Genomic DNA, 25,338 nt, shown 5'->3' with positions numbered 1-25,338 from the left:
AGGCAGGACGAAACCTATGCAGAAGGGAGCTGACAGAAGATACCTATGGAAGCTACAAAACGTAACAGTTTAAAAGATAAAAAAAGAATTGTAATAAAAATCGGTTCCTCTTCCCTGACCCATCCGGAAACGGGAGAACTGAATTTAACAAAGATTGAGAAGCTGATCCGTGTGCTCAGCGACCTGAGGGGCGAAGGCAAAGAGGTAGTCCTTGTTTCTTCCGGTGCTATTGCAGCAGGCAGACAGGCTTTTGGACATCATAAAAGACCGGACAGTTTAGCGGAAAAACAGGCTTTTGCAGCAGTAGGACAGGCCAGACTGATGATGGTCTACCAGAAGCTTTGCAGTGAGTATAACCAGACAGCGGCCCAGGTCCTTTTGACAAAGGATACTATGGTCAATGACAGTTCCCGCTATAACGCACAGAACACCTTTGATGAACTGCTGCGTTTAGGTGCAATCCCTGTTGTAAATGAAAATGATACGGTATCTACCTCTGAGATCCCTTATGTGGACAGTTTCGGTGATAACGACCGCCTTTCTGCTATTGTTGCAGCTCTCATCGGAGCAGACCTTCTGATCCTGCTTTCTGATATTGACGGCCTTTATACCGATGATCCAAGAAGCAATCCGGACGCTAAATTTATCAGTCTGGTGCCGGAGATCAGCCAGAAGTACTTAAATATGGGAAAAGAGACTTCCGGAAGCAGTGTGGGAACCGGCGGAATGTCAGCAAAACTGGCAGCAGCCCGCATTGCCACAGACAGCGGAGCTGATATGGTGATCGCCAATGGTGACCAGGTAGATGTGATCATGGACATTATGAGTGGAAAAGAAAAGGGAACTTTATTTTTAGCTCATCCTAATCTGGACTTTGATCTGATGCATTATCTGAATAACGAGTATTAAAATGCTGTGGCAGAACTACAGCAATATCATTAAGGAGTAAAATTATGGACTCAAGCAAGATCGACAGAATTAACGAACTTTATCATAAATCCCAGTCTGTAGGCCTTACAGAGGAGGAAAAAACCGAGCAGGCAGCTTTAAAAAAGGAATATCTGGCTGCCATCCGTGCGAATTTAAGAAGCAGTTTAAATAATATCTCTATTAAAGAGAAAGATGGTTCTATTACAGACCTGGGCAAAAAATACGGTGGCATCAAGGAAGTATAAGCAGTATAAAAAAATCCGAGAGTATATTTATAGCCAGAAGGAGAGATGGTTATGACACTGGAAGAGATCGGAAGCCGCGCAAAAGCTGTTTCCAGAACATTAAATAACTTAGGTTCAAGAGAGAAAAATATAGGACTGGAAGAAGCAGCCAGAGCCCTGTTAGAGGGAGAAGATGAGATCCTGGCAGCGAACCAGGCAGATTATGAAAAAGCAGAAAGTTCCGGCATGAGCAAAGGCATGTTAGACCGTCTGGCTTTAAATCCGGGACGGATCCAGTCTATGGCAGACGGCCTTTTAAAAGTAGCTGCCTTAGATGATCCGGTAGGAGAAGTGATCTCCATGAAACTGCGTCCAAATGGGTTAAAGATCGGCCAGAAGAGGGTGCCTTTAGGTGTCATTGCCATGATCTATGAGGCCCGTCCTAATGTAACAGCGGACGCTTTCGGCCTCTGCTTTAAATCTGGAAATGCAGTGATCTTAAAAGGCGGCAGCGATGCCATTGAGTCTAATAAAGCGATCGCAAAATGGCTGCGCACTGGTCTTACCAGAGCCGGACTTCCAGAGGATGCCCTGCAGCTGATTGAAGATACCAGCAGAGAGACTACAAAAGAACTGATGCGTTTAAACCGCTATGTGGATGTGCTGATCCCAAGAGGCGGCGCAGGACTGATCCGTTCGGTAGTGGAAAACAGCACCGTTCCTGTGATCGAGACAGGTACTGGAAACTGCCATATTTTTGTAGATGAGACGGCTGATTTTAATATGGCATTAGATATTATCTATAACGCAAAAACACAGCGCATTGGTGTATGCAATGCCTGCGAGTCCCTGATCGTCCACAGAAAGATTGCGGACCAGTTCCTTCCACTTCTTAAAAAGCGTCTGGCAGAAAAAGAGGTAGAAGTAAGAGCAGACGAGGCAGCCAGAGCGGTTGTACCGGAATTTACTCCTGCAACAGAAGAAGACTGGGGTACAGAATATCTGGACTATATCTTATCTTTAAAGATTGTAGACTCTGTAGAAGAGGCCATTGAACATATCAATAAATACAATACCGGACATTCTGAGTCTATTATCACATCGGATTATTTTAATGCCCAGAAGTTCTTAGACGAAGTAGATGCTGCAGCAGTGTATGTAAATGCATCCACCCGTTTTACAGACGGAGAAGAATTCGGCTTCGGGGCAGAGATCGGTATCAGTACCCAGAAGCTTCACGCCAGAGGCCCTATGGGCTTAAAAGAACTGACTACCACCAAGTATATCATCTATGGTGATGGCCAGATCCGTTAGGTATAGAAAAGAAAGAAGAGGAAACCACCAACATGTCAGAAGAAGAAAAGAAAGGCCGCAATCGGAGAAATTCCGAGGAAGAGCCGCAGGAGGAGACCAGTCTGGGAAAAGAGATCTTAAGCTGGCTTCAGATCATTGTGGCTGCGGTAGTCATTGCTTTTGTTTTAAATAATTTTGTCATTGCCAACAGCCGCATCCCAACCGGATCCATGGAAAATACCATTATGTCCCACAGCCGTGTGATCGGCTCCAGATTGTCTTATATAAAAGATGATCCGGAAAGAGGAGATATTGTGATCTTCCGTTACCCGGACAATGAAAAAGTATATTATGTAAAGAGAGTCATTGGACTTCCGGGAGAGACCGTTGAGGTGAAGGATGGAAAGGTCTATATCAATGGTTCTGATACACCTCTTGATGAGCCTTATCTGCCGGAGCCAATGGAAGGTTCCTACGGACCTTATGAAGTGCCGGAGGGCTGTTATTTCATGATGGGCGACAACCGGAATAATTCCCTGGATGCCCGTTTCTGGGATAATAAATTCGTTGCCAAGAACAAGATCGTGGCAAAAGTGCTGTTCTGTTATTATCCATTTAACAGGATAGGAAAAGTAAACTAATTACAGAAAGCAAAGATACAACTGGCTGGGTGATATTCTGCCCGGCCTGCTTGTGTGTTTTAGATAAAGAAGATTTTTAGATAATTGAAAGGTGAATTTAAAGGAGATCTATATGGAAAATAAGACCCCATTTATGACGGAGATACCGGAACAGGAACCACAGCGTCAGCAGTATTTTATGGCTCACGCAAAGGAACAGTTACACATTTTAGAAGAAAACCTGGGCAGACCTCTTACCTGCTGTATTAATACCTTTGGCTGCCAGATGAATGCAAGAGACTCTGAAAAACTGTTAGGTATCTTAGAGACCATTGGCTACCAGGCAGTAGAAACAGAGGATGCAGACTTTGTTCTTTATAATACCTGTACAGTCCGTGAAAATGCAAATCTGCGTGTTTACGGAAGACTGGGCCAGTTAGGTGCCAGAAAGAAAAAACATCCACACATGATGATCGCTCTCTGTGGCTGCATGATGCAGGAAAAGGAGGTAGTAGAAAAGATCAAAAAGACTTACCGTTTTGTTGATCTTATTTTCGGAACCCATAACATTTTCAAGCTGGCAGAATTAGTAAGCCTGTGTCTGGAAGAGCGTTTAGAGGAACTGGAAGCCCAGGGCCGGGAAGACAAGAAGCCAAAGCACAAAATGGTAGTGGATGTATGGAAAGATACAGACCAGATCGTAGAAGACCTGCCGGTAGAGCGAAAGTATTCCTTTAAATCCGGTGTCAATATCATGTTTGGCTGCAATAATTTCTGCAGCTACTGCATCGTACCATATGTACGTGGCCGTGAAAGAAGCCGCAGACCAGGTGAGATCATTGGTGAGATCAAAAATCTGGTGGAAGACGGCGTAGTAGAAGTTATGCTGTTAGGTCAGAATGTAAACTCCTACGGAAAAGGACTGGATGAGCCTTTAAACTTTGCTGAACTTCTGGAAGAAGTAGAAAAGATCGAGGGACTGGAGCGCATCCGTTTCATGACCTCTCATCCAAAGGATCTTTCTGATGAACTGATCGAAGTGATGGCAAAATCAAAGAAGATCTGCCGCCATCTCCATCTGCCTTTACAGTCCGGTAGCAGCCGTATTTTAAAGGCCATGAACCGCCGTTATACAAAGGAACAGTATCTGGCACTGGCTGAGAAGATCAAAACAGCTATTCCGGACATTTCATTGACAACGGATATTATTGTAGGTTTCCCGGGAGAAACAGAGGAAGACTTTCAGGAGACCTTAGACGTAGTAAGAAAAGTACGCTTTGACAGCGCCTTTACCTTTATTTATTCCAAACGTACCGGTACACCGGCAGCTGCTATGGAAAACCAGGTACCGGAAGATGTGGTAAAGAACCGTTTTGACCGCCTGTTAAAGGAAGTTCAGGATATTTCTGCTGAAGTCTGTGGAAGAGATGTACACACCGTTCAGACTGTCCTGGTAGAGGAAGTAAACGACCATTCACCGGAACTTGTAACTGGAAGAATGTCAAATAATACCATTGTACATTTCCCTGGAGATGCATCTCTCATTGGAAAGCTGGTAGATGTATACTTAGAGGAAAGCAAGGGCTTTTATTATATGGGACGGCTGAACCAGTAATCTGATGACCCGCCCATACCTGTATTTTTACAATTATGACAGACAAACGGACAGATAGAAAGGTTACAGTTTGGCCATGGGTTGGTTTGTATGAACTGTAACAGATGGACAGATACACATAGAAGAGAGGAACACCATTGGAAATCGATTATTCACAGCTGTCTCCCATGATGCAGCATTATATGGAGACAAAAAAAGAGTACCCGGACTGTATCTTATTTTACCGCCTGGGGGATTTTTACGAAATGTTCTTTGATGACGCACTGAAAGCATCCAAAGAACTGGAGATCACACTGACAGGTAAGGAATGTGGTTTAAAAGAACGTGCGCCTATGTGCGGCGTACCTTTTCACGCGGTAGACTCCTATCTTTACCGCCTGGTACAAAAGGGCTATAAAGTTGCTATTGCAGAGCAGATGGAAGATCCCAAGCTGGCAAAAGGACTGGTAAAACGAGAGGTGATCCGTGTGGTAACACCGGGAACCATTACCAGTGCCCAGGCTTTGGACGAGACAAAAAATAACTACCTGATGGGCATTGTATATCTGGACAGCCGTTATGGTATTTCCACAGCGGATATCAGTACCGGTGAGTTCCTGGTAACAGAGGTGGAGTCAGACCGGGAATTATTTGACGAGATCAATAAATTTTCTCCCTCTGAGATCATCTGCAACAATGCCTTTTATGTATCCGGTGTAGATCTTGACGAGTTAAAGAACCGGTATCAGGTGGCGATCTCTGCTCTGGACAGTCATTTCTTTTCAGATGAGTCCTGCAAAAAGGTATTAAAAGAACATTTTAAAGTAGGTTCCTTAAGCGGACTGGGACTGGATGATTATCCTACCGGTGTGATCGCAGCAGGTGCTGTGATGGAGTATATGTATGAGACCCAGAAGAGTACCCTGGAGCACATTACAACCATAACCCCATATTCTACCGGCCAGTACATGGTCATTGACACTTCTACCAGAAGAAACCTGGAATTGGTGGAGACTATGCGTGAAAAGCAGAAGAGAGGAACTCTTTTGTGGGTGCTGGATAAGACCAAGACAGCTATGGGAGCCAGACTTCTGCGCAATTATATTGAGCAGCCTCTGATCCACAAGAATGAGATCCTGCGCCGTCAGGATGCAGTGGAAGAACTGAATATGAATTATATTTCCAGAGAAGAAATCTGCGAATACTTAAATCCGGTGTACGATCTGGAGCGCCTCATCGGCCGTATCAGCTATAAAACAGCCAATCCAAGGGATCTTCTGGCATTTAAGACTTCCCTGGAAATGCTTCCTTATATCAAAAAGCTGTTAGGAGAGTTTCAGTCAGATCTTTTAAAGGAATTAGAGTCAGAATTAGACCCATTAGAGGATATTTATGAGCTGATCGGAAAAGCCATTGTAGACGATCCGCCTATTACCATCCGTGAGGGCGGCATGATCCGAGAAGGCTATGATGAAGAGGCAGACCGCCTGCGCCATGCAAAGACAGAGGGCAAGACCTGGCTTGGTGAACTGGAAAACAGGGAAAAAGAAAAGACCGGCATTAAGAATTTAAAGGTCAAATTCAACAAGGTATTTGGCTATTACTTTGAAGTCACCAACTCCTTTAAAGATATGGTTCCTGATTATTTTGTAAGAAAACAGACCCTGACCAATGCAGAGCGTTTTACAACAGATGAGTTAAAGCAGTTAGAAGACGTGATCATGGGAGCTGAGGAAAAGCTGGTATCTTTGGAATACGATCTGTTCTGTCAGGTCCGTGACTCCATTGCAGCCCAGGTAGTGCGGATCCAGAAGACTGCAAAAGCCATTGCAGGTATTGATGTATTCTGCTCCTTATCTTCCGTTGCAACCAGACGGAACTATGTAAAACCTTCTATTAATGAAAAAGGCGTCATCCAGATCAAAAACGGCCGTCATCCGGTGGTAGAGCAGATGATGCGGGATGACCTGTTTGTGGCAAATGATACTTTCCTGGATAATGGAAAGAACCGCCTTTCTATTATCACCGGCCCTAACATGGCAGGTAAGTCTACCTATATGAGACAGACGGCCCTCATCGTGCTGATGGCCCAGCTGGGAAGCTTTGTACCGGCCCAGGAGGCAAATATCGGTATCTGCGACCGTATCTTTACCAGAGTAGGCGCTTCTGATGACCTTGCAAGCGGCCAGAGTACCTTTATGGTGGAGATGACCGAGGTTGCCAATATCCTGCGAAATGCCACCAGAAACAGCCTGTTAGTCTTAGATGAGATCGGCCGTGGAACCAGTACCTTTGACGGTCTTTCTATTGCATGGGCCGTAGTAGAACATATCAGCAATACAAAGCTGTTAGGCGCAAAAACCTTATTTGCCACCCATTACCATGAACTGACAGAGTTAGAGGGAACCATTGCCGGAGTAAAGAATTATTGCATCGCTGTAAAAGAACAGGGAGATGATATCGTATTCCTGCGCAAGATCGTCCGTGGCGGCGCTGACAAGAGCTATGGTATCCAGGTAGCAAAGTTGGCAGGTGTTCCGGACTCTGTTATTTCCAGAGCAAAAGAGATCGCCAGTGAGCTGACGGAAAATGATATTACAGCAAAGGCAAAGGAGATCGCCTCAGTCAGCGCCAATGTGGTACAGCACAAGGCAGTTCCAAAGCCGGATGAGGTAGATATGCAGCAGATGTCTTTCTTTGATACTGTAAAAGATGATGATATCATCAAAGAGCTGGACGGACTGGAACTGTCTACCATGACACCGATTGATGCCATGAATACCTTATACCGCCTTCAGACCAGGCTTAAGAACCGTTGGAAGGAGAATTTATGAATTTCCATATATTAACATTATTCCCTGATATGGTGGAAAATGGTTTAAAGACCAGTATCACCGGCCGAGCTATTGAAAGCGGCGCCATTTCCGTAGAGGCAGTGGATATCCGGGATTATACAACTGACAAGCACAGACATGTAGATGATGCCCCCTATGGGGGCGGCGCCGGAATGGTGATCCAGCCGGCACCTGTGTGTGATGCATACGAGGCTCTTTGTAAAAAACTGGGAAAACGTCCAAGAGTGATCTATATGACTCCACAGGGTCGTGTGTTTAACCAGTCCATTGCAGAAGAACTGGCAAAAGAAGAAAATCTGGTATTTTTATGCGGCCACTATGAGGGCATTGATGAGAGAGCGTTAGAGCTGATCCAGGCAGAATATCTGTCTGCAGGTGATTTTGTCCTTACAGGAGGAGAACTTCCTTCTATGGTGATGATCGACTGTATTTCCCGTCTGGTACCGGGCGTGCTGGGAAATGGGGACTCCGCAGAGGTAGAGTCTTTTTACGACAATCTGCTGGAATATCCTCAGTACACAAGACCGGAGGTTTATGAGGGAAAGCCTGTGCCGGAAGTCCTTCTTTCCGGACATCATAAAAATATTGAAAGCTGGCGCAGGGAGCAGTCCATCCGCAGGACTCTGGAAAGACGGCCGGATCTGTTAGAAGATGCATCCCTTACATTAAAGGAGCAGAAGTTTTTAGACAGTCTTTTAAAAGAGCAGGGAGAGAGCCGGTTAAAAGAGTTAGAACAGCTGGTAAGAGAAGCAGTAAAAAGCGATGAAACTCCTGGAAGCGACCGGGAATATTACCAGCAGATGAAGAAAGTAAAAAAACTTCTCAATGAAAAAAAGGCTACCTTACAGGAACTGAAAGGCTATTATAAGGTTCTTGGAGCGTTAAAACAGGAAATATAAGTTATATTAAGATTTAAGGAGATTGTGAGAAATGGATCCATCAGGCAATACGATTGTCCTGCGTATCATTATTATTGTTATTTTACTGGCGTTATCTGCGTATTTTTCCTCTGCGGAAACAGCACTTACCATGGTAAATAAGATCCGTATGCGTACCCTTGCTGACGACGGAAACAAGGCGGCGGCCTGTGTTTTAAAACTTCATGAAAATAAAAGCAAGATGTTAAGTGCCATCCTCATTGGAAATAATGTGGTAAACCTGTCCACTTCCTCTATTATGACCATTCTGGCAGCTGATATTTTCGGAAATGCAGCTGTTGGTATTGCTACCGGTGTGCTTACGATCCTGATCCTGATCTTTGGTGAGATTACACCAAAGACCATGGCTTCCTTAGAGGCTGACAAGATCGCAATGAAAAGTGCAGGAAACATTTATCTTTTAATGACGATCCTTACACCTGTGATCTGGGCGGTCAATAAGATGTCAGGCTGCATCCTTCGTCTGCTCCATGTGGATCCCAATAAAAAGACGGATGTCATGACAGAAGACGAGCTTCGTACCATTGTGGCAGTGGGTCATGAAAAGGGAGTTATTGAGACAGATGAAAAGAACATGATCAATAATGTGTTCGACCTGGATGACTCCGTTGCAGGGGATATTATGGTTCCCCGTGTAAATATGACCTTTATTGATATTGACGCAAGCTATGAAGAACTGATGGAGAAATTCCGCAAGACCCGGTATACCCGTTTCCCGGTTTATCAGGACAGCAAGGATAATGTAGTAGGAATTATCAATATCAAGGATCTTTTACTGGAAGAAGAGGGAGAAGTCTTTTCTATTAAAGACCACCTGAGAAAGCCGCTGTATACCTTTGAGGCAAAAAAAGTTTCTGAGCTGATGCTGGAAATGCGGAAAACTTCCAATAACATTGCTGTAGTCTTAGATGAATACGGAACCACAGCAGGCCTGATCACGTTAGAGGATATCCTGGAGGAGATCGTAGGCGATATCCGTGATGAATATGATGCTGACGAGGAAAAGGATTTTGTAAAACTGGGTCACGGCGTTTATCTGGTAGACGGTGCCATGAGCCTGGATGATGTAAATGACAGACTGGGACTTTCCCTGTATTCTGAGGATTACGACTCCATTGGCGGTCTTATGATAGAAAAATTAGACCATATCCCGGTCCAGGGAGAAGTAGTGACAGTAGGAAATATCCGTCTGTCCGCCCACAGGGTCAATGGAAACCGTATTAAGAAGGTCTGTATCCAGATTTTAAAGACAGATGGAAAATCCGGGAAAGAAGAAGGAAAAAACAGCGAAAAACAGTAAAAAAACGTAGAAAAGTGCTTGCATTTAGCAGGAAACTATGATAATATTAATTCGTTGTGACAAGAATAGATGGTCCTCTGCTACTGAAGTATTATGAACGGGATTTTATGATACAGAGTATTAAGAACATCCAATAGATGAAGGAGGTTCACACCATGAACGAAATTATTAAGAATATCGAAGCAGCACAGTTAAAAGAGAACGTACCTAGCTTTAATGTTGGTGATACTGTAAAGGTATACAACAAGATCAAAGAGGGTAACCGCGAAAGAATCCAGATCTTTGAAGGAACTGTTATCAAGAGACAGAACGGCGGAGCTAGAGAGACTTTCACAGTAAGAAAGAATTCCAACGGTATCGGCGTTGAGAAGACCTGGCCATTACATTCCCCAAGCGTTGACAACGTAGAAGTTGTTCGTAAGGGTAAAGTAAGAAGAGCAAAACTGAACTACTTAAGAGACAGAGTAGGTAAGGCTGCTAAGGTAAAAGAGTTAGTTAAATAATTGAAGTAAGAATGATCAAAAAGGGGCAATGAAAATTGCCCCTTTTTAGCTCGTAATGTACTCTCGGAATCTTTTTGTACTTGATTTTGCGAGAAGATTTTTTGTCAGTTGTGCCCAAATTTTTGAGGCGTACGCGGTGTGTACGTTGATAAAATTCGGGTGCGACTGGCGGAAAATCGGCCGCAAAGGCAAGTGCATGAAAGACTCCGAGAGTACATCATATAAGACAGGTTGCAGACAGGTTTATTTTTCGGGGGTAACAGTGGATTTCTATATTAATGATGATACAGCCTGGCTGCGAAAAGCTGTAGGCTGGGTAGTGAATATTGTGGTAGCCATCGCCTGCGGCTGGTTTTTAGTTTATGGATTTGGAGAGCAGATCCTTATATCCGGCAATTCCATGCAGCCCCAGTTAAGTGCCCGGGATGTGGTCCTTATGAACCGTATCACCTATGTAACAAGAGATCCGGGACGCTTTGATGTGGTGGTATTTAAGAGGGAAGACGGAAAGAAAAATGTAAAACGTATTATCGGTCTTCCGGGAGAGACGGTGCAGATCAAAGATGGTCTTGTATATATTAACGGGGAAGCTTTAAAAGAAGATAAAATGGGGGAAGTATCCCTGGCAGGAAGAGCGGCAGAACCGGTGCGTTTGGGAGAAAAGGAATATTTTCTTTTAGGAGACAACCGCAGCAGCAGTGAGGACAGCCGTTTTCCAAATATTGGAAATGTAAAAAGAGAACAGATACTGGGCAAAGTGTGGTTTCGCATGCTTCCGCTGCTGAAGCTGGGCTTTGTATCGTAAAGGAGTTAAATAGTATGAATATACAGTGGTATCCAGGTCATATGACCAAGGCAAGAAGGGCAATGCAGGAAGATATCAAGCTCATCGACTTAGTGATCGAGCTGGTGGATGCCAGAGTCCCTTTTTCCAGCCGTAACCCGGATATTGATAAACTTGCAGCAGGAAAGGCAAGAATGGTCCTGTTAAATAAGGCAGATCTGGCAGATGAGGCAGAGACCCGTAAGTGGGCTCAGATGTTTGAAGACATGGGGATCCATGTAGTAAAGATCGATGCCCGTAACAAGGGAACCTTAAAGCAGGTACAGGCTGCCCAGCAGGAAGCATGTAAGGAAAAGATTGAAAGAGACAGACGCAGAGGTATTTTAAACCGCCCGATCCGTACCATGGTAGTAGGTATCCCTAACGTAGGAAAGTCTACTTTTATCAATTCCTTTGCAGGAAAAGCCTGCGCAAAAACAGGAAATAAGCCTGGTGTTACCAAGGGTAACCAGTGGATCCGTTTAAATAAGACTTTGGAGCTGTTAGATACCCCTGGTATCTTATGGCCACGTTTTGAGGACCAGCAGGTAGGTCTGCACCTGGCTCTCATTGGTTCTATTAATGATCAGATCTTAAATAAGGACGAACTGGCTTGTGAACTGATCAGCCTTTTGGAAAAAGATTATCCACAGGTGGTAAAAGACCGCTTTGGCATTGAAAATGTGGAAGAGGACCGTGTGAAAGTATTAGAAGAGATCGCAAGAAGCCGTGCCTGCCTGATGAAAGGCGGGGAATTAGATCTTGCGAGAGCTTCTGCATTGCTTTTAGATGATTTCCGCGCAGGCAAATTAGGTCGTATCAGCCTGGAAAAGGCAGAGGATTACAAAGACAGGATCAAGGTGAAATAAATGGTCAGAGAGTTAAAAGGGGAAAAACTGGAAAAAGAGCTTTTAAGGCTGGAAGAAATGAAAGCCTATGAAAAAGAAAATGCCCAGTATGAGTTGATCTGTGGTATTGACGAAGCCGGAAGAGGACCTTTAGCAGGTCCGGTAGCGGCAGGGGCTGTTATCCTTCCAAAGGACTGTCAGATCTTATATCTGAATGACTCTAAAAAGCTTTCTGAAAAGCGCAGGGAAGAGTTGTTCTTGGAGATCAAGGAAAAGGCTCTTGCCTGGAGCGTAGGAATTGCCACACCGCAGCGCATCGATGAAATCAATATCCTGCAGGCTACCTATGAGGCTATGCGTGAGGCAATCAAAGGACTTGGCGTACAGCCGGGACTTTTGTTAAATGACGCTGTGACCATTCCCGGGATTGAAATTCCTCAGATCCCTATTGTAAAAGGCGACGCAAAAAGTGTATCTATTGCAGCAGCCAGCATTTTAGCCAAAGTTACCAGGGACCATATGATGATGGAATATGATGAGATCTATCCAGGCTATGGCTTTGGAAAACACAAAGGATATGGCACAAAAGCACATATCGAGGCATTAAAGACACTTGGCCCATGTCCTATCCACAGAGGAAGCTTTATCGGCCATTTTGTTGAAGTATAGGGGAAAATATAAAAGATTTGATGAATAAAAGAAAAATTGGCAGCCGTTACGAAGAAGCAGCGGCTGCTTTTTTGCAAAAACAGGGATTTCGCATTTTAGGGAAAAACTTCCGCTGCAGACAGGGGGAGATCGATCTGGTGTGCAGGGAAGGAAAAGAACTGGTATTTACAGAGGTAAAATACAGGTCCGATGCATCCTGCGGTTCACCTTTTGAGGCAGTAGATTTTCGCAAGCAGGAGAAAATACGGCGCACAGCCCTGTTTTATCTGTGCCGCTACGGCTATCCGGAAAATACGCCCTGCCGTTTTGATGTGGTGGGAATAACCGGAAGTAATATACAGCTGATACGAAATGCTTTTTAAACAAAGTATCCTTGTAAAGGATCTTTATATTGATTTATATAGAAAAGAGGCAGACAGATGATCCCATGGAACTATAAAAATGAGAAGAATATATTTATACAAAGGGAAGAAAATGGGGTTCCCTATCTTTCTTTTGCTGCCTTGGAAGAGACAGGCCTTGTGGTAAATGGATTTTCCACCCGTTTAGGAGGGGCAAGCAAGGGAAAATATGCTACTATGAACTTTGCCTGGAATAAAGGAGATGATCCGGCTGATGTGCTGGAAAACTACACCCGTATGGCAAAGGCATTGGGAGTTGACAGGGACCGTATGGTGGCATCCCAGCAGACCCATACCACCAATGTGCGCCTTGTGACAGAAGAAGACGCTGGAAAAGGTGTAGTGAGAGAACGGGATTACACAGATGTGGACGGACTGATCACCAATGTGCCTGATCTTACACTGGCAACCTTTTATGCAGACTGTGTGCCTTTGTATTTTGTGGATCCGAAACATAAAGCCATCGGCCTTTCCCATTCCGGTTGGCGGGGCACTGTAAACAGAATGGGACAATGTACCATAGATGCCATGAAAAAAGCCTTTGGAACCAGCCCTAAGGATCTGATCATCTGCATCGGGCCAAGCATCTGCCAGGACTGTTTTGAAGTAGGAGAAGAAGTGGCAGAGGCATTTATGGAAAGTTTTAAGCCGGAGTGGCACAATGAGATCATTGCCCCTGGAAAACGTCCGGACAAATACCAATTAGATCTGTGGCGGGCCAATGAGATCATTTTTATGGAAGCCGGGGTAAAGCCGGAAAATATCCACACTACCAATATCTGCACCATGTGCAACCATGAATATCTCTTTTCCCACCGTAAAGTTGGAAATGAAAGAGGCAATATGGGTGCTTTTCTGTGCCTTAGGTGATGTATTTTTTAAGGAAATGTCCTGGAATACTTGACCCTTATCGTGGAAAATGGTATAAAACAATAGGATAAAGGACTATTATTAGGACTATTAGGACCATTATAGGACAAAGGAGTATGCTTTCATGGCTAATAATTTTGTATTCAATGACTCTCTTCCAGTAGCACCTTTAAAGTTAGCTGCACTGGAAAGCTGCAAGGACTTTGCATCTAAGGTAGATTCTCACATCGTTCAGTTCCGCCGCAACGATATGGAGGAATTAAAGCGCCGCAAGGCAGATCTGCATTATCGCGGTTATGATGTGGACTCTTATCTGTTGGATTTTGAGTGCCCGAGATTTGGTACCGGTGAGGCAAAGGCAGTGATCAATGAGTCTGTCAGAGGTACAGACATTTTTGTAATGGCAGATGTAATGAACTACAGCATTCCTTACACTGTTTGCGGCTACACCAATCACATGTCACCAGATGACCATTTCCAGGATATGAAGCGTGTGATCGGTTCCTGCGTGGCAACTGCGCACCGCGTAAATGTAGTTATGCCTTTCTTGTATGAAAGCCGTCAGCATAAGAGAAGCAAACGTGAATCCTTAGACTGTGCTATGGCATTAGAAGAGTTGATCCAGATGGGCGTTGAAAACATTATTACTTTTGATGCTCATGACCCAAGAGTACAGAATGCCATCCCGCTGTACGGATTTGACAACTTCATGCCAACTTATCAGTTTGTAAAGACACTGTTTACTCATGATAAGACCACTCAGATCGACAAAGATCATCTGATGATCATCAGCCCGGATGAAGGCGCTATGAACCGTGCTGTATACCTGGCAAACAACCTGGGAGTTGATATGGGTATGTTCTATAAACGCCGTGACTACTCCAAGGTAGTAAACGGACGTAACCCGATCGTTGCACATGAATTCCTTGGTTCTTCTGTAGAAGGAAAGACCGTTCTTATCATCGACGATATGATCTCCTCCGGTGAGAGCATGTTAGACACCTGTAAGGAATTAAAGGAGAGAAAGGCAGCAAAGGCGATCGTATGCTGCACCTTTGGTCTGTTCACCAATGGTCTTGAGAAGTTTGACGAATATTATGAAAAGGGATATCTGGACTATGTAATTACCACCAACTTAAATTACCGTCCAAAAGAACTTTTCGACCGCAAGTGGTATCTGGAAGCTGATATGAGCAAGTACACTGCAGCAATCATCAACTCCTTAAACCACGACCGTTCCATCAGCGCATCCCTGTCTCCAACAGACAAGATCCAGAAGCTGGTACAGAGACGCCACAATGGGGAGATCTAACGACCCATCTGCGACAGCAGGCAGTGGAGCGCGATAGCGCGGGGGTCGTGAGTGTATATACTAGCAATCATCATGCCGCAAAACAGAGGGTAAATCTGCTTTGCGGCATTTTCGTGCTGTAAATCTGGTTTACAAAACTTTCTAAAATTGTTATGATGTAATGAGCGAAGGGAAAAATAAGCGACGCCGAAAGGTGGCATTTATTTTTCACGAGCCATTAACGAAGGTTCTGCCTGCGACAGCAGGCAGTGGAGCGCGTCAGTGCGTGAACCTAAGTGAACTAACGAAATACACAGAGGTTATATGAATATGAATAAAAAACTGGAAGGACATCCGATCTCAAAAGTAGATCCGGGTTCCATTGGAGAGGAACTGGAGCTGGAGCCGGGAGACAGGGTCCTTACCATCAACGGAAATCCCGTTGAAGACATTTTTGACTACGAATATTATGTAAACAGCCCGTCTATGACTATGGTGGTGCGAAAGGCCAACGGGGAAGAATGGGAACTGGATATAGAAAATGATTATGAAGATCTGGGACTGACTTTTGAAAATGGTCTGATGAGCGATTACCGTTCCTGCAGCAACAAATGTATTTTCTGCTTTATCGACCAGATGCCGCCGGGAATGAGAGAGACCCTTTATTTCAAAGATGATGATACCCGTTTATCGTTCCTTCAGGGAAATTATGTTACACTGACCAACTTAAAAGATAAAGATGTAGAGCGTATCATCCGCTTCAAACTGGCGCCCATCAACATTTCCGTACAGACGACCAATCCGGAACTGCGGTGTATGATGCTGCACAACCGGTTTGCGGGACGGGCCTTAAAGATCATTGACCGCTTATATGAAGCGGAAACTCCTATGAACGGCCAGATCGTTCTCTGCAAGGGAGTAAATGACGGGGCAGAGCTGGAACGTTCCATCAGTGACCTGTCCAAATATGCCCCTGTTATGCAGAGCGTTTCCGTAGTTCCTGTAGGACTTTCCAAATACAGAGACGGCTTATATCCATTAGAGCCTTTTACAAAAGAAGACGCCTGCGCTACTATTGATATGATCGAACGGTGGCAGAAGAAGATCTACGCAGAACACGGGATCCATTTTATCCATGCCAGCGATGAGTTTTATACACTGGCAGAAAGGGAACTGCCGGAGGAAGAACGCTATGACGGCTATATCCAGCTGGAAAATGGCGTGGGAATGCTGCGTCTTATGGCTACAGAGGTAGCAGATGCCTTAGACAAGGTAGAAGGAAATGACGAACCGGGACTGGTATCCCTTGCAACCGGCCGTCTTCCTTATCCTTATATGGAAAAATATGCTGGATGGATCCGGAAAAAATTCCCAAACAGGACCATCAACATTTATCCCATCCGGAATGATTTTTTTGGGGAGCGTATTACGGTTTCAGGTCTGATCACTGCAAAAGACCTGATCGCCCAGCTGAAGGATAAAAATCTGGGAGAATATCTCCTTCTTCCTATTAATATGTTCCGTATCGGTGAAACTGTATTCTTAGATGACTTAACAGCAGAAGATGTAGAAAAGGCTTTACAAGTTAAGATACGTATAGTAAAATCAGACGGGCAAGATTTTGTCCACGCTATCCTTGATCCATCTTCAGAGCCGGAGCCTGAACCAAAGGAAGAAGGGCTTCCTGGAGAAGAATATGGTTATGAAGGCTATGAGTTAGATGAGATATGGGAAGATGAGGATGAGTATATAGAGGACGATGAAACAGAAAGTGAAAGATAATAAGGTCGTCGGCAGCTGTGAATGCTGCGGAAACTATGTATATGATGAAGAAAATGAATACTATGTCTGCGAAGTAGATTTAGATGAGGACGATATGGTGCGCTTCTTAAAAGGAGATGTGAGAGCCTGCCCTTATTACCAGTCAGATGACGAGTATAAGATCGTGCGCAAACAGATATAGTGGTGATAAAGCGCAGGCAAAGCATGGCGCTTGACAAAGTAAGGAGGAAAACAATTGAGTAAACCGGTAGTGGCCATTGTAGGAAGGCCAAACGTTGGAAAATCCACCCTGTTCAATGTAATTGCAGGGGATACTATTTCCATTGTAAAAGATACACCAGGTGTTACCAGAGACAGAATTTATGCAGACTGTACCTGGCTGAACATGAACTTTACACTGATCGATACAGGTGGTATTGAGCCTGACAGCAGCGATATCATTCTTTCACAGATGAGAGAGCAGGCGGAGATCGCGATTGCTACTGCAGACGTGATCGTATTTATCGTAGATGTACGTCAGGGTCTGGTAGACGCTGACTCGAAGGTAGCAGATATGCTGCGCAAGTCCCACAAGCCAGTGATCCTGGCTGTAAACAAGGTAGACAGCCTTGCAAAATTCGGCAATGATGTATATGAATTCTATAATTTAGGTATCGGTGATCCGATCCCCGTATCCGGTGCTTCCCGTTTAGGTATCGGCGATCTGTTAGATGAGGTAGTAAAACATTTCGATGCTTCCCAGATGGAAGAAGAGGAAGATGACCGTCCAAGGATCGCAGTAGTAGGAAAACCAAATGTGGGTAAATCTTCTCTTATCAATAAGCTGTTAGGTGAGAACCGTGTGATCGTTTCCAATATTGCAGGAACCACCAGAGATGCAGTAGATACAGAGATCATCCACAATGGTGTTCCCTATGTATTTATTGATACAGCAGGACTGCGCCGTAAGAATAAGATCAAAGAAGACCTGGAGCGCTACAGTATCATCCGTACTGTAACAGCAGTAGACCGTGCGGATGTAGTCATTATTGTAATTGATGCAAAAGAGGGCATCACAGAGCAGGATGCAAAGATCGCAGGTATTGCCCATGAACGTGGAAAAGGTATCATTGTTGCTGTAAACAAGTGGGATGCCATTGAAAAGAATGACAAGACCATTTATCAGTATACCAATAAGTTAAAAGAAACTCTCTCTTTTATGCCATATGCAGAGTATATCTTTATCTCAGCAGAAACAGGCCAGAGACTTCCAAAACTGTTTGAACTGATCGATGCAGTGCGCCAGAACCAGAATATGCGTGTAGCTACCGGTGTGTTAAATGAGATCGTATCCGAGGCAGTTGCCATGCAGCAGCCACCGTCTGACAAGGGTAAGCGCTTAAAGATCTACTATGTGACCCAGGTCGCTGTAAAGCCGCCTACATTTGTAGTCTTTGTAAACGACAAGGAACTGATGCATTTCTCTTATACCAGATATATAGAGAACCAGATCCGCAATGCCTTTGGTTTCAGAGGTACATCTTTAAAATTCATTATCCGCGAGCGGAAAGATAAGGATAAATAGTTAATAAATAGACAATGTAGATCAGCAGGGCCTGCTGCACACAGCTTTTAAAAACAGCTGGCGCAGCAGTCCCTGAATTGCGTTTTGGTTGCAAAAGCAAATGTGCGTATTACACGGACAAATATCTATGCTAAAAAGTGTAAAAACATGTGAAAACGCAAAAAATAAAATGTGATAAAATTACATAAGGGGTATGAAAATGGAACGTCTTGTATGTTTGGCAGTGGGGTATCTGTTTGGTATCTTCCAGACTGGTTATATTTATGGAAGGGTCCACGGGATCGACATCCGCAAATACGGAAGCGGAAATTCCGGCAGTACCAATGCGCTGCGTGTAATGGGAAAGAAAGCAGGCCTTACTGTATTTTTGGGAGATTTCTTAAAAACAGTGATCCCCTGTATGGCAGTGCGCTTTGTTTTTAAAGACCAGCCGGACTATGCATATGTGTATATGCTTTATATTGGTTTAGGAGTTATCTTAGGACATAATTATCCTTTTTATCTGCATTTTAAAGGCGGAAAAGGAATTGCGGCAACAGCCGGTATCATTTTCTCAATTGACTGGAGACTGACTGTTTTATGTCTGGCGGTATTTGTACTGATCGTGGCTGTAACACGTTATGTTTCTTTAGGTTCCCTGGTGGTTTCTGTGATCCTTCTGGCATGGAATATCTACATGGGAAGATGCGGAGCTTACAGTTTAAGCGCTATTTCTTCTATAGAATATAGCGCAGTGACAGCAGTGATCGCTGCTATGGCATTCTGGCGGCACAGGGCAAATATCGTCCGTCTGATCCATGGAAATGAAAATAAGATCGGCGCAAAAAAATCATAAAAAATGGCAAAGGATGGTGGGGTTATGGCATCAGTTGGAGTAATCGGATCAGGAACATGGGGAACATCACTGGCGATCCTTTTAAACGGAAATGGTCATAAAGTGCAGCTCTGGTCAGCAGTTCCCGCAGAAGTGGAAAGTTTATCAGTAAACAGAAAGCATCCCAATTTAGGAGATACGCCAATACCGGAAGCAATTGAGATCACCGGTGACTTAAAGGCGGCTATGAAGGACAAAGATCTGTTGGTCCTGTCCGTGCCATCTGTCTACGTGAGACAGACAGCAGCAAAAATGAAACCATGGTTAAAACCAGGTCAGATCGTTACAAATGTAGCAAAGGGAATTGAAGAGGCAACTTTAAAAACTCTTTCAGAGGTCATTGAAGAAGAACTTCCAGAAGCAGAGGTAACCGTCCTTTCCGGACCGAGCCATGCAGAAGAAGTGAGCAGAGGTCTTCCTACCACCTGTGTAGCAGGCGCTCACAGCAAGGCAGCAGCAGAATATGTGCAGAGTTTATTTATGAGTCCTGTATTCCGCGTATACACGAGTCCGGATATGTTAGGCATTGAGCTGGGCGGAGCATTAAAGAATGTCATTGCCCTGGCGGCAGGCACGGCAGATGGTTTAGGATGTGGGGATAACACAAAGGCAGCCCTGATCACCAGAGGTATTGCAGAGATCACCCGTTTAGGAACGGTTATGGGCGGAAAGCCGGAGACCTTCTCAGGACTGACTGGTATCGGCGATCTGATCGTTACCTGTGCCAGCATGCACAGCCGTAATCGCAGGGCAGGTATCCTCATCGGCAAAGGCTATACCATGGATGAGGCAATGAAAGAAGTAAAGATGGTAGTGGAAGGCGTTTATTCTGCAAAGGCAGCTTTAAAGCTGGCAGAAAAATACCATGTGACCATGCCCATCGTAGAACAGGTGAATGAAGTTTTATTTGATGGCAAGTCTGCAAAAGATGCCCTGGCAGAGCTGATGCTGCGGGATAAGAGGATGGAAAATACCTGTCTTGTCTGGGATAAGGAATAACTCCCATAACTACAGGTTATGAAACAACCTATCCTTCTCATATTTTTTTATAAAAAGGTATTGACAAGGCAATAGTCAGTTTTTATAATGTAAAAAGTTTAAGAACAAATGTATCTGTATGAAAGACATATCAGATACAGTCATGTGAGGAGGAAACTATTATGAAAAAAAGATTCTTAAGCGCTGGTTTAGCAGTAGTTATGGCAGCATCTTTAACCGCATGCGGCGGCTCTGACTCCGCATCTACCACAGCAGCAGCTGCTGGTGAAAGCAAGGCAGAGGGAGAAAGCGCAGCAGCAGGCGAAAGCAGTGCAGCAGCAGATGGCGCTGTATTTAAAATCGGTGGCATCGGCCCTGTAACCGGTGGTGCAGCAGTTTATGGTCTGGCTGTACAGCATGGTGCAGAAGTTGCTGTTAAGGAGATCAACGAGGCTGGCGGTATCAATGGCGCACAGATCGAATTCCAGTTCCAGGATGATGAGCATGACGCAGAGAAGTCTGTTAATGCTTACAATACTTTAAAAGACTGGGGCATGCAGGCTCTGGTAGGAACTACTACCTCCGCTCCATGTATCGCAGTTGCTGATAAGACCGCAGCTGATAATATGTTCCAGATCACTCCATCCGGTTCCGCAGTAGAGTGTGCCGCAAATCCAAACGTATTCCGTGTATGCTATTCTGACCCGGCTCAGGGTACTGCATCTGCTAAGTACATTGGTGAGCACAAACTGGCAAGCAAGGTTGCTGTAATCTATGACAGCTCTGATGTATACTCTAGCGGTATCTATGAGAAGTTTGCTCAGGAAGCTCCAAACCAGGGCCTTGAAGTTGTTGACGCAGAAGCATTTACCGCAGACAGCAACAAGGATTTCTCTACTCAGTTACAGAAAGCAAAAGAGTCCGGCGCAGAGCTGGTATTCTTACCAATCTACTATACAGAGGCTTCTCTGATCTTACAGCAGGCTAATACCATGGGCTATGCTCCACAGTTCTTCGGATGCGATGGTATGGATGGTATCTTACAGGTTGAGAACTTTGATGTAAAGCTGGCAGAAGGACTGATGCTGTTAACTCCATTTGCTGCAGATGCTACCGATGATCTGACAGTAAACTTTGTAAAGAGCTACGAAGAAGCATATGGCGAGACTCCAATCCAGTTCGCTGCAGATGCTTATGATGCAGTTTACATCATCAAGGCTGCTATGGAAGAAGCAAATGTAACTCCTGATATGTCCGCAAGTGATATCTGCGACGCTATGGAAGGCGTTATGACCCAGATCAAGGTAGACGGTCTGACCGGTTCCAACATGAGCTGGACTGAAGACGGCGAGCCTGAGAAGGATCCTAAGGCTGTTCAGGTTGTAGACGGCGCTTACAAGGCAATGGAATAATCAATTTCAGAAGGTTTAAAATCTGATCAATAACCCAAAGGAGGGTTGTCGTTAAGACAACCCTCTTGGTTTTATAGGGGAATTTAAACTTTCAATATTTAATGAAGAGGTGTATGTATGAGCTTTATCAACTATTTGATCAATGGCGTCAGCCTGGGCAGTGTATATGCGATCATCGCACTGGGATATACCATGGTTTATGGTATTGCGAAGATGCTGAATTTCGCTCACGGTGATATTATTATGATAGGAAGCTATGTTGTGTTCGTCACAGTCAGCTCCATGGGGCTTCCGCCTATGTTAGGCGTCCTGCTGGCAGTAGCAGCATGCACATTGTTAGGTGTTGTCATTGAGCGGGTGGCATATAAGCCATTACGTAGTGCGTCACCTCTTGCTGTACTGATCACAGCCATCGGTGTCAGCTACCTGCTCCAGAACGTAGCACTGCTGATCTTTGGCGCGGATACAAAATCATTTACTTCTGTTGTAAAGATCCCGGCATTAAAGCTGGCAGACGGCCAGTTAAATATTACCGGCGAGACCATTGCAACCATTCTTTCCTGTATCGTGATCATGGTATGCCTGATGGCATTTATTAACCGTACAAGAGCAGGACAGGCTATGTTAGCTGTTTCAGAAGATAAGGGTGCGGCAACCTTAATGGGTATCAATGTAAACGGAACCATTGCTTTAACTTTCGCTATCGGTTCTGCACTGGCAGCCATTGCAGGTGTGCTGTTATGCTCCGCTTATCCGTCCTTAACCCCATATACAGGTTCCATGCCAGGTATCAAGGCATTCGTGGCAGCAGTATTTGGCGGTATCGGATCCATCCCAGGCGCTTTTATCGGAGGCGTTCTCTTAGGTGTGATCGAGATCCTTTCCAAGGCGTATATTTCTTCCCAGCTTTCAGATGCCATCGTGTTCTCAGTACTGATCATTGTACTGTTAGTAAAACCCACCGGTATTCTTGGCAAGAAGATCAGTGAGAAAGTGTAGGTGCGGGTATGAAAAGTAAAGCAAAGCAGAAGACATTTATCAACAATATGATCACATATGCCATTGTGGTTGTGGCATATATCGTTGTTCAGATCTTAATGGGCACCGGACATATGTCCAGCCTGATGAAAGGACTTTTAGTTCCTTTCTGTATCTATGTTATTATGGCAGTTTCCTTAAACCTGACAGTAGGTATCCTGGGTGAGTTAAGCCTTGGACACGCAGGTTTTATGTGCGTAGGCGCTTTCGCCGGAGCGTTGTTCTCCAAGTGCATGAAGGGCTCTATGAATCCGACGGTTTCTCTGATCATTGCAGTAATCATCGGAGCGGTAGTAGCAGCTGTTTTCGGTATTCTCATCGGTATCCCGGTACTCCGATTAAAAGGTGACTACCTGGCTATCGTAACTCTGGCGTTTGGTGAGATCATTAAAAATATCATCAATGCTGTATATCTGGGAAGAGATGGTTCCGGCTTCCATATTTCTTTAAAAGACTCCATGTCCTTAAATATGGATGCAGACGGCGAAGTGCTGATCAAGGGTGCCCAGGGTATTACCGGTACACCTCAGGCAGCAACTTTTACCATTGGTGTGATCCTGGTACTGATCACTTTATTTATTGTAATGAACCTGGTCAATTCCCGTACAGGCCGCGCTATCATGGCTATCCGCGATAACCGTATTGCAGCAGAGTCTATTGGTATCAACATCACAAAATATAAACTGATGGCATTCAGTATTTCCGCAGGTCTTGCTGGCGTGGCAGGTGTTCTCTATGCACACAACCTGACAACACTGACCGCTCTGCCAAAGAACTTTGGTTATAACATGTCCATTATGATCCTGGTTTATGTAGTTCTTGGCGGTATCGGAAGCATCCGCGGTTCTGTGATCGCTACCGTTATCCTGTATCTCCTTCCAGAGATGCTCCGAGGACTGAGCAATTACCGTATGCTGATGTACGCCATCGTGCTGATCTTAGCGATGCTGTTTAACTCTGCACCTCAGTTTGTAGTTATTCGTGAGAGAATGTTTGCAGCATTAAAGGGAAATAAGAAACCGGCAAAGGAGGCAAAATAATATGGCATTACTGGAAGTAAAGAATTTAAGTATATCCTTTGGCGGCTTAAAGGCAGTTGATAATTTCCATATCAACATTGAAAAGGGACAGCTGTATGGACTGATCGGACCAAACGGTGCCGGAAAGACCACCATTTTCAACCTTCTTACAGGTGTATATAAGCCAAATGCAGGAAGTATCGTTTTAGACGATGTAAATATTACCGGAAAAAGTACCATTGAGATTAATCAGGCCGGTATTGCAAGAACCTTCCAGAATATCCGTCTTTTCAAGGATATGTCCGTTCTTGATAATGTAAAGGCAGGACTTCACAATCATCATAAATATTCTACAGTAGAAGGTATTTTCCGTCTTCCGAGATATTTTAAGATTGAAAAAGAGATGGACGAAGAGGCCATGAACCTGTTAAAGGTATTTGACCTGGATAAGGAATGTGATTTTAAGGCTTCCAACTTACCTTATGGTAAGCAGAGAAAGTTAGAGATCGCAAGAGCCCTGGCAACAGAGCCAAAGCTCCTTCTGTTAGATGAGCCGGCAGCGGGCATGAACCCTAACGAGACAGCAGAACTGATGGATACCATCCGTTTTGTACGTGACAATTTTAACATGACTGTACTTCTTATTGAGCATGATATGAAGCTGGTAAGCGGTATCTGCGAGAAGCTGACCGTTTTAAACTTCGGACAGGTCTTAAGAGAAGGCGCTACCAGTGATGTACTGCATGATCCGGAAGTTATCAAGGCATATCTGGGTGAATAAGGAGGAGAGATAGTATGGCAATGCTTGAAGTAAAAGACCTGGAAGTATACTATGGTGTGATCCAGGCTTTAAAGGGAATCTCCTTTGATGTAGACCAGGGAGACATTGTAGCGCTGATCGGTGCCAATGGTGCAGGAAAGACCACCACTTTGCATACCATTACCGGCCTGTTAAACGCAAAAGCAGGAAAGATCATTTACGAGGGAAAAGACATTACCCACATTCCGGGCTATAAGCTGGTAAGTATGGGAATTGCCCATGTTCCGGAAGGACGCCGTGTATTTGCGACCCTTTCTGTTTTACAGAACCTGATGATGGGCGCTTATACCCGCAGGGATAAAAATGAGATCGAAGAAACATTAAAGATGATCTATAAACGTTTCCCACGTCTGGAAGAGAGAAAGAATCAGTTAGCAGGAACCTTATCCGGCGGCGAGCAGCAGATGCTTGCTATGGGCCGTGCTCTTATGAGCCATCCGAAGGTAATGGTATTAGATGAGCCGTCTATGGGACTTTCACCTATTTATGTAAATGAGATCTTTGATATTATCCAGCAGATCAACAAAGACGGCACTACGGTCCTTTTAGTAGAGCAGAACGCAAAGAAAGCACTTTCTATTGCTAACAAGGCATATGTTCTGGAAACAGGAACCATTGCCCTTTCCGGCGATGCAAAAGAACTGATGAATAACGACCGTGTAAAGAAGGCTTATTTAAGCGAATAAAGATCA

25 protein-coding genes are annotated in these 25,338 nt (G+C 44.5%); all 25 read left to right on the top strand.

The genetic code is table 11. The annotated features are described in order from the left end of the window. The first annotated feature begins 45 nt into the window (after window positions 1–45). The 25 genes from proB to DW251_RS07845 all read left to right on the top strand — a co-directional run bounded on the left by proB (window position 46) and on the right by DW251_RS07845 (window position 25,332). Window positions 46–909, top strand: a complete 864-nt coding sequence (gene proB / locus DW251_RS07970) for a glutamate 5-kinase (protein ID WP_021870057.1) — start codon at window positions 46–48, stop codon at window positions 907–909. Window positions 910–953: 44 nt separating this feature from the next. Continuing rightward, on the top strand, window positions 954–1,175 hold the full coding sequence (locus DW251_RS07965; RefSeq protein WP_021870058.1) for a DUF896 domain-containing protein: 222 nt from the start codon (window positions 954–956) through the stop codon (window positions 1,173–1,175). Between the two features lie 51 nt (window positions 1,176–1,226). Next, complete coding sequence (locus DW251_RS07960) at window positions 1,227–2,468, top strand: glutamate-5-semialdehyde dehydrogenase (protein WP_021870059.1); 1,242 nt, start codon at window positions 1,227–1,229, stop codon at window positions 2,466–2,468. Window positions 2,469–2,500: 32 nt separating this feature from the next. Continuing rightward, window positions 2,501–3,088 carry a signal peptidase I gene (lepB, locus tag DW251_RS07955; protein WP_021870060.1) on the top strand — a complete coding sequence of 196 codons (588 nt, stop codon included), beginning with the start codon at window positions 2,501–2,503 and terminating at the stop codon, window positions 3,086–3,088. Window positions 3,089–3,200: 112 nt separating this feature from the next. Continuing rightward, window positions 3,201–4,682 (top strand): tRNA (N6-isopentenyl adenosine(37)-C2)-methylthiotransferase MiaB, encoded by a 1,482-nt coding sequence (miaB, locus tag DW251_RS07950; protein ID WP_118300692.1) that lies wholly within the window; start codon window positions 3,201–3,203, stop codon window positions 4,680–4,682. Between the two features lie 167 nt (window positions 4,683–4,849). Further along, window positions 4,850–7,495 carry a DNA mismatch repair protein MutS gene (gene mutS, locus DW251_RS07945; protein ID WP_118300789.1) on the top strand — a complete coding sequence of 882 codons (2,646 nt, stop codon included), beginning with the start codon at window positions 4,850–4,852 and terminating at the stop codon, window positions 7,493–7,495. Next, window positions 7,492–8,415: a tRNA (guanosine(37)-N1)-methyltransferase TrmD gene (gene trmD / locus DW251_RS07940; protein WP_021870063.1), complete on the top strand. Its 924-nt coding sequence runs from the start codon at window positions 7,492–7,494 to the stop codon at window positions 8,413–8,415. Before mutS ends, trmD begins: the two co-directional genes overlap by 4 nt. A 31-nt stretch (window positions 8,416–8,446) precedes the next feature. Continuing rightward, window positions 8,447–9,754: a hemolysin family protein gene (locus tag DW251_RS07935; protein ID WP_118300690.1), complete on the top strand. Its 1,308-nt coding sequence runs from the start codon at window positions 8,447–8,449 to the stop codon at window positions 9,752–9,754. A gap of 155 nt (window positions 9,755–9,909) precedes the next feature. After that, window positions 9,910–10,257 (top strand): 50S ribosomal protein L19, encoded by a 348-nt coding sequence (rplS, locus tag DW251_RS07930; protein ID WP_021870064.1) that lies wholly within the window; start codon window positions 9,910–9,912, stop codon window positions 10,255–10,257. A 262-nt stretch (window positions 10,258–10,519) separates the two neighbouring features. Beyond that, a complete protein-coding gene (gene lepB, locus DW251_RS07920; RefSeq protein ID WP_118300688.1) occupies window positions 10,520–11,062 on the top strand; it encodes a signal peptidase I in 543 nt (180 codons plus the stop codon). A gap of 14 nt (window positions 11,063–11,076) precedes the next feature. Continuing rightward, window positions 11,077–11,949, top strand: coding sequence for a ribosome biogenesis GTPase YlqF (ylqF, locus tag DW251_RS07915; protein WP_021870066.1), 873 nt, complete (start codon window positions 11,077–11,079; stop codon window positions 11,947–11,949). After that, complete coding sequence (locus tag DW251_RS07910) at window positions 11,950–12,597, top strand: ribonuclease HII (protein WP_118300686.1); 648 nt, start codon at window positions 11,950–11,952, stop codon at window positions 12,595–12,597. A 20-nt stretch (window positions 12,598–12,617) separates the two neighbouring features. Continuing rightward, window positions 12,618–12,959 (top strand): YraN family protein, encoded by a 342-nt coding sequence (locus tag DW251_RS07905; RefSeq protein ID WP_021870068.1) that lies wholly within the window; start codon window positions 12,618–12,620, stop codon window positions 12,957–12,959. Between the two features lie 57 nt (window positions 12,960–13,016). After that, window positions 13,017–13,868, top strand: coding sequence for a peptidoglycan editing factor PgeF (pgeF, locus tag DW251_RS07900; protein ID WP_118300684.1), 852 nt, complete (start codon window positions 13,017–13,019; stop codon window positions 13,866–13,868). 124 nt (window positions 13,869–13,992) lie between these two features. Further along, on the top strand, window positions 13,993–15,180 hold the full coding sequence (locus DW251_RS07895; protein WP_021870070.1) for a ribose-phosphate pyrophosphokinase: 1,188 nt from the start codon (window positions 13,993–13,995) through the stop codon (window positions 15,178–15,180). A gap of 309 nt (window positions 15,181–15,489) precedes the next feature. After that, window positions 15,490–16,941 (top strand): DUF512 domain-containing protein, encoded by a 1,452-nt coding sequence (locus DW251_RS07890; RefSeq protein WP_021870071.1) that lies wholly within the window; start codon window positions 15,490–15,492, stop codon window positions 16,939–16,941. Then, window positions 16,919–17,122: a DUF6472 family protein gene (locus DW251_RS07885; protein ID WP_021870072.1), complete on the top strand. Its 204-nt coding sequence runs from the start codon at window positions 16,919–16,921 to the stop codon at window positions 17,120–17,122. The genes DW251_RS07890 and DW251_RS07885 overlap by 23 nt, the downstream gene beginning before the upstream one ends. 54 nt (window positions 17,123–17,176) lie before the next feature. After that, the gene (gene der, locus DW251_RS07880) at window positions 17,177–18,505 is read left to right on the top strand and encodes a ribosome biogenesis GTPase Der (protein ID WP_021870073.1); all 1,329 of its coding nucleotides are present in this window, start codon (window positions 17,177–17,179) and stop codon (window positions 18,503–18,505) included. Window positions 18,506–18,704: 199 nt separating this feature from the next. Then, entirely contained in the window at window positions 18,705–19,340 is a 636-nt protein-coding gene (plsY, locus tag DW251_RS07875) for a glycerol-3-phosphate 1-O-acyltransferase PlsY (protein ID WP_021870074.1), read from the top strand. Between the two features lie 24 nt (window positions 19,341–19,364). After that, a complete protein-coding gene (locus tag DW251_RS07870) occupies window positions 19,365–20,378 on the top strand; it encodes an NAD(P)H-dependent glycerol-3-phosphate dehydrogenase (protein WP_021870075.1) in 1,014 nt (337 codons plus the stop codon). 161 nt (window positions 20,379–20,539) lie between these two features. Next, window positions 20,540–21,769 carry an ABC transporter substrate-binding protein gene (locus DW251_RS07865; protein WP_021870076.1) on the top strand — a complete coding sequence of 410 codons (1,230 nt, stop codon included), beginning with the start codon at window positions 20,540–20,542 and terminating at the stop codon, window positions 21,767–21,769. A 117-nt stretch (window positions 21,770–21,886) separates the two neighbouring features. Continuing rightward, window positions 21,887–22,768 carry a branched-chain amino acid ABC transporter permease gene (locus DW251_RS07860; RefSeq protein WP_021870077.1) on the top strand — a complete coding sequence of 294 codons (882 nt, stop codon included), beginning with the start codon at window positions 21,887–21,889 and terminating at the stop codon, window positions 22,766–22,768. 8 nt (window positions 22,769–22,776) lie between these two features. Continuing rightward, entirely contained in the window at window positions 22,777–23,847 is a 1,071-nt protein-coding gene (locus tag DW251_RS07855; RefSeq protein WP_118300682.1) for a branched-chain amino acid ABC transporter permease, read from the top strand. A gap of 1 nt (window position 23,848) precedes the next feature. Next, a complete protein-coding gene (locus DW251_RS07850; protein WP_118300680.1) occupies window positions 23,849–24,607 on the top strand; it encodes an ABC transporter ATP-binding protein in 759 nt (252 codons plus the stop codon). A 14-nt stretch (window positions 24,608–24,621) separates the two neighbouring features. Beyond that, a complete protein-coding gene (locus tag DW251_RS07845) occupies window positions 24,622–25,332 on the top strand; it encodes an ABC transporter ATP-binding protein (protein WP_118300678.1) in 711 nt (236 codons plus the stop codon). The last annotated feature ends 6 nt before the right edge of the window (window positions 25,333–25,338 follow it).

This window comes from Clostridium sp. AM22-11AC (assembly GCF_003473545.1).
Taxonomy (GTDB): domain Bacteria; phylum Bacillota; class Clostridia; order Lachnospirales; family Lachnospiraceae; genus Enterocloster.
This window is presented reverse-complemented; position numbering and strand designations above follow the sequence as displayed.

Excerpts from the sequence above, each read along its gene's own strand:
- proB (WP_021870057.1), top strand. The coding sequence starts at position 46 with ATGGAAGCTACAAAACGTAACAGTTTAAAAGATAAAAAAAGAATTGTA.
- DW251_RS07965 (WP_021870058.1), top strand. The coding sequence starts at position 954 with ATGGACTCAAGCAAGATCGACAGAATTAACGAACTTTATCATAAATCC.
- DW251_RS07960 (WP_021870059.1), top strand. The coding sequence starts at position 1,227 with ATGACACTGGAAGAGATCGGAAGCCGCGCAAAAGCTGTTTCCAGAACA.
- lepB (WP_021870060.1), top strand. The coding sequence starts at position 2,501 with ATGTCAGAAGAAGAAAAGAAAGGCCGCAATCGGAGAAATTCCGAGGAA.
- miaB (WP_118300692.1), top strand. The coding sequence starts at position 3,201 with ATGGAAAATAAGACCCCATTTATGACGGAGATACCGGAACAGGAACCA.
- mutS (WP_118300789.1), top strand. The coding sequence starts at position 4,850 with ATGATGCAGCATTATATGGAGACAAAAAAAGAGTACCCGGACTGTATC.
- trmD (WP_021870063.1), top strand. The coding sequence starts at position 7,492 with ATGAATTTCCATATATTAACATTATTCCCTGATATGGTGGAAAATGGT.
- DW251_RS07935 (WP_118300690.1), top strand. The coding sequence starts at position 8,447 with ATGGATCCATCAGGCAATACGATTGTCCTGCGTATCATTATTATTGTT.
- rplS (WP_021870064.1), top strand. The coding sequence starts at position 9,910 with ATGAACGAAATTATTAAGAATATCGAAGCAGCACAGTTAAAAGAGAAC.
- ylqF (WP_021870066.1), top strand. The coding sequence starts at position 11,077 with ATGAATATACAGTGGTATCCAGGTCATATGACCAAGGCAAGAAGGGCA.
- DW251_RS07910 (WP_118300686.1), top strand. The coding sequence starts at position 11,950 with ATGGTCAGAGAGTTAAAAGGGGAAAAACTGGAAAAAGAGCTTTTAAGG.
- DW251_RS07905 (WP_021870068.1), top strand. The coding sequence starts at position 12,618 with ATGAATAAAAGAAAAATTGGCAGCCGTTACGAAGAAGCAGCGGCTGCT.
- pgeF (WP_118300684.1), top strand. The coding sequence starts at position 13,017 with ATGATCCCATGGAACTATAAAAATGAGAAGAATATATTTATACAAAGG.
- DW251_RS07895 (WP_021870070.1), top strand. The coding sequence starts at position 13,993 with ATGGCTAATAATTTTGTATTCAATGACTCTCTTCCAGTAGCACCTTTA.
- DW251_RS07890 (WP_021870071.1), top strand. The coding sequence starts at position 15,490 with ATGAATAAAAAACTGGAAGGACATCCGATCTCAAAAGTAGATCCGGGT.
- DW251_RS07885 (WP_021870072.1), top strand. The coding sequence starts at position 16,919 with ATGAAACAGAAAGTGAAAGATAATAAGGTCGTCGGCAGCTGTGAATGC.
- plsY (WP_021870074.1), top strand. The coding sequence starts at position 18,705 with ATGGAACGTCTTGTATGTTTGGCAGTGGGGTATCTGTTTGGTATCTTC.
- DW251_RS07870 (WP_021870075.1), top strand. The coding sequence starts at position 19,365 with ATGGCATCAGTTGGAGTAATCGGATCAGGAACATGGGGAACATCACTG.
- DW251_RS07865 (WP_021870076.1), top strand. The coding sequence starts at position 20,540 with ATGAAAAAAAGATTCTTAAGCGCTGGTTTAGCAGTAGTTATGGCAGCA.
- DW251_RS07860 (WP_021870077.1), top strand. The coding sequence starts at position 21,887 with ATGAGCTTTATCAACTATTTGATCAATGGCGTCAGCCTGGGCAGTGTA.
- DW251_RS07855 (WP_118300682.1), top strand. The coding sequence starts at position 22,777 with ATGAAAAGTAAAGCAAAGCAGAAGACATTTATCAACAATATGATCACA.
- DW251_RS07850 (WP_118300680.1), top strand. The coding sequence starts at position 23,849 with ATGGCATTACTGGAAGTAAAGAATTTAAGTATATCCTTTGGCGGCTTA.
- DW251_RS07845 (WP_118300678.1), top strand. The coding sequence starts at position 24,622 with ATGGCAATGCTTGAAGTAAAAGACCTGGAAGTATACTATGGTGTGATC.